We start from the raw sequence: 3,756 nt of genomic DNA, 5'->3' as shown, positions 1-3,756 counted from the left end.
AAAGGCGCAGGCCGGGCGATCGCGGTGGGGGCGGGGCCGCAGAAGAAGTACACCGTCCAGCAGCAGCCGGCGGCAGGGACGTGCCACTACCGGTACGAGAAGGGCGAACCGCTGGAGGACTCGGCGTGCACGCCGGGTGCGATCTCTCCGGCCGTCACCCAGGCGAACCTGAAGTCGACGATCTGCCGCAAGGGCGGCTACACCTCCGGGGTGCGCCCCTCCACCTATGTGACGGCGAAGGAGAAGAAGCTGAACGCGGCCTCCTACGGATTCACCGGCAGCATGGGGGACGCCGAGTACGACCACCTGATCAGTCTTTAGCTCGGCGGTGACCCCAACGACGCCCGGAACCTGTGGGTGGAGCCTGCCGACCCCGGCCACCGTAAGGGATCCGGGGTGAACAACCTCAAGGATCCGGTGGAGACGAAGCTGCACACCGCGGTCTGCTCCGGCAAGGTCACCCTCGCCGCCGCGCAGCAGGCCATCGCCACGGACTGGACGACCGCGCTCAGTACCCTCGGCCTCAGCTGACCAAGATTCCTGGCCCGGGCCGGCGGGGCGCGAATGCCGTGCGCTGGGGGTGTGGAAGCGTGGCAAGGAGTCCGGGCCCGCCGCTTTCCCCCGTAGCGGCGGACCCGGACTCCTTGCGTGCCGCGGCCGAGGCCGACGGTGACAGGCAGGCAGGGGCGGTGAAGTTCCTGGCACCGCATGCAGCGACCACGACCTGGTCGTCCTTGCGCTGCGCCTGGGGACCGGGTTCCCGACGGCGGCCGGTGGCGGGATGGCGCGGCGCCCGGCCTCATCAAACGCTACGTCGACCGCCCTACCCGCGACCCGGAAATCAACCGAGCAGGCCCTTTGGCATGCCCTGCTCGGTAGGAGTGAAGACCGAACATGGACTGCCCGGCGACGGCGAGCCCGGGCCTACGGTGGGTGCGGGGGCGTAGTAGCCAGTCCCTGCCTGTCGGCTCTACGCTCGTGGTCGAGCTCCGGGCCGGAGCCCGACGCGCTGTCTGCCGGGGGGCGTTGTGGATGTCGCCACGCTGATCCTTTTGGGGGCCACGGGTGGCGTGTTACGGGGGCTGCTGGACGCCTATGCCCGCTTCCTCGACTGGCAGACGGACCGGCGCACACACCGGCAGACCGGGAGGGAAGGCGAACCTCCCCGGTTCACGGAGTACTTCGATGTGGGGGTCGAACCCTTCGCGGCAGTGCTCCACAGCGCCATGGGCGCAGGAGCTGCCGTGCTCTTCGGCACGACCGGGCAGATCAGCGGTGCATACGCCGCCATTGTGGTGGGGATCTCCGCCCCGGGGCTGCTGACCCAGCTCAGCCGTATTCAGTCGGTGCACGATGCGCTCACCGCAGGCCAGACGGCCGCGTCAGACGCTTTTGAGCCGGCGGTCCAACCCACCACGCCGCAGACGCTTCCCCCGCCCGCGTCCGCCCTCAACGCGGGCGGCACGCACGTTGAGCCGGCAGCACGGCGGGAGTTGAATGGCCACCCGGTGACGGCCGCAGACAACTCGGCGTCTGCAGCGAGCAGCTCCACGGCGGGGCGTCCTGAGGGCGATGTTCAGGCGCTGCGCCAAGGACGGCTCGCCAGGGAGGGGGAGAGCACGTGATGTCCACCCGCTCCTTCTCCAGGCGCTTCGCGCACGCTGCGCTGGGAGCCGGCCGGCCGGCCCACAGGCCCCCGACGGCCGGGCAGCAGCGCACCCTTCCGCTTTCCCGACGGCTGCTGGCAGCCCTCCTCGGGATCCGCGTACGCCCGGACCTCGCGCGCCCGTCCGCCGCCAGCACCGTGCACACCCCGTCCGACACTGCCGTCCCTGAGCAAGCCGATCCCATGCCGCCAGGGGGCGGACGTCTTGAAGAGCCGGCACAGCCGACCGCACCGTCCCCGCCACCCGGCCGTGCCGAAGGGCGGCCGCGCCCACGTGCTCGTAGAAGCTCCGTCCCGCAGCATCTGCTGAGCGAGGACCGCCACGAGTACGAGCGGATCCTCGACGAGGCGCTGCGCTTCGCACCTCACCGCCCGCAACTGACCGCTGTGGGGCAACGGCTCAACACCGAACAGCTGCGCCTGATGGCGCTGAACGCCACCCCCCTCATCACGGCGGCCGCGGCGAACGAGTACCAGCACTACGTGAAGGTCCGCGAGGAACTACGCAGCGCGGCCCTGCCCATACCCGCGGGGGCTCGGGGAACCGGTCCCACAGGGCTGGGCATGGATGCTGCGGAACCTGGTCCCGCACTCGGCGAGTCCACGCCGACGGGCGGCGCGGGTGCCGTTGCCGTTATTGCAGTTCTTGCGCCGGTCCTTGCAGGGTCGGCCGCGGCGATCTTCCTGCTCGCCGGCTTCCTTCTCAAGGTGCTCGATCGAGAGTCTGCGGCTTCGAAGGACATGATCGCGGCCGGGTGGCTGTTCGGTGCCGTCACTGCCGCTGCTGTGCTTGTCGCCGGTATCGGGCTGTTGCTGACCGCCCTGCACAACAGCCCCTCTCGCGAGCCGGGGCCGCCGGGCAGACTGAGCGATGAAGTGACCCAGGCCAAAGCGGCATGGCGGGAGGCGCTGCTGGAGCGAGGCATCCTGCCGTTTCTGCGGGAAGCACTGGCCGACCCCGGCACCGCGCCGCCCGTGCGCACGACGGCATCATCCGCCTACAGCAGCCGTACGCCGCGTCTCGACTCCGACAGCCCCAGCCCGGACGGCACCCCTGCTTCCGGTCCGCGCCCGCGCTTCGTCACTTCTGAGTCCGAAGGCCCCGACCCACAGCTCTGACCAGGGCGGCCGCGCAGCTGCACAGCACCAATGATTAAGGAGATCGTGCCTGGGCGCCTCCGGCCAGTCCCTCGGGGAGCGCGGGCGCGGGTTGCGTCCTTGGAAGTGGTGTACCTGTTCCCACCTGATCCGGGTGTTTGTCCCGGCGTCGGAGTGAGGGTCCGGATATGAGAACGGCCACCGGCTGATCTTCGAGATGTCTAGGCTCGAAGGAGATCAGCACGATGACCGCACCGGACAGTCTGCCCCTGCACGCCCTCGCCGAGGACAACCTCGCCTCGGCGAGTCCCGATCTGCTGCGCGCGATGGTCAAGACGTTCGCCGACGCCCTCATGTCCGCCGAGGCCGACGCCCTCTGCAACGCCGAATACGGCCAGGTCAGCGACGAACGCGTCAACCACCGCAACGGATAGGGGTGTGGTGGGTGGTGAGGGCGTGTCGGCGGCGTTCGAAGTCCGGGGTTTCGTCGGTGATGTAGCGGGCGGTCACGGGCCGGTTGTACTGGCCGGTGATGCCGCGGGCTGCGCATTCTTGGGCCAGGTCGGCGCTGGAGGGCGCCTGTGTGTGCCATCGGTGCTCGGCCCAGATGTTGTAGACGCGCCAGCGCAGGAAGTGGCGGCGCAGGTTGGCGGGGCTGACGGGTCGGCGGCCGCGTCCGAGGAGTCCTTGGTGGGCGAGGTGGGCGGAGAGCTGTTCGGCAGTGGGTTCGGTGCCGTGTTCGCTCTGATACTGCATCCATGCGAGGTAGTAGCGGTCGGGTGCGGTGAGTTGTTCTCCTTGAGGGCGGCCTTGCGGCGTGGGGGGACGTGCCCGGTCTCCCGGCGCCAGGGGCTGTGTGCGCTTGGCCTGCCGGGCCGGTGCGGCAGCCGGGGGAGTGTGGGGTAGGTGGTGCGCCGTGGTGCCGTTGCGGGGGTCGGTCGTCTGTGGGCCGGGAACGGAGTTGTCTCTTATACAAATGTGACGCTGCCGAC

At 69.9% G+C, this 3,756-nt stretch carries 3 protein-coding genes and 2 pseudogenes; 4 read left to right on the top strand and 1 reads right to left on the bottom strand.

Translation table 11 applies throughout. The features are described 5' to 3' along the window. The 4 genes and pseudogenes from FNH09_RS45220 to FNH09_RS45205 all read left to right on the top strand — a co-directional run. Window positions 1–531 (top strand): annotated as a pseudogene (locus FNH09_RS45220) (hypothetical protein); the annotation flags it as partial. Window positions 532–1,028: 497 nt separating this feature from the next. Then, window positions 1,029–1,625, top strand: coding sequence for a hypothetical protein (locus FNH09_RS45215; protein WP_152895687.1), 597 nt, complete (start codon window positions 1,029–1,031; stop codon window positions 1,623–1,625). 428 nt (window positions 1,626–2,053) lie between these two features. Then, entirely contained in the window at window positions 2,054–2,785 is a 732-nt protein-coding gene (locus FNH09_RS45210; protein WP_338017876.1) for a hypothetical protein, read from the top strand. A gap of 224 nt (window positions 2,786–3,009) precedes the next feature. Continuing rightward, window positions 3,010–3,195: pseudogene (locus FNH09_RS45205) on the top strand (transposase); the annotation flags it as partial. Here FNH09_RS45205 and FNH09_RS45200 read toward each other — a convergent pair. Beyond that, a complete protein-coding gene (locus FNH09_RS45200) occupies window positions 3,179–3,520 on the bottom strand; it encodes a hypothetical protein (protein ID WP_152895686.1) in 342 nt (113 codons plus the stop codon). The pseudogene FNH09_RS45205 and the gene FNH09_RS45200 overlap by 17 nt on opposite strands. Window positions 3,521–3,756 lie beyond the last annotated feature (236 nt).

The sequence above is a fragment of the Streptomyces adustus genome, from assembly GCF_009377175.1.
Taxonomy (GTDB): Bacteria; Actinomycetota; Actinomycetes; order Streptomycetales; family Streptomycetaceae; genus Streptomyces; species Streptomyces adustus.
The sequence above is the reverse complement of the archived record's forward strand: the minus strand, read 5'-3'. Positions and strand labels throughout refer to the sequence as shown.

Excerpts from the sequence above, each read along its gene's own strand:
- FNH09_RS45200 (WP_152895686.1), bottom strand. The coding sequence starts at position 3,520 with ATGCAGTATCAGAGCGAACACGGCACCGAACCCACTGCCGAACAGCTC.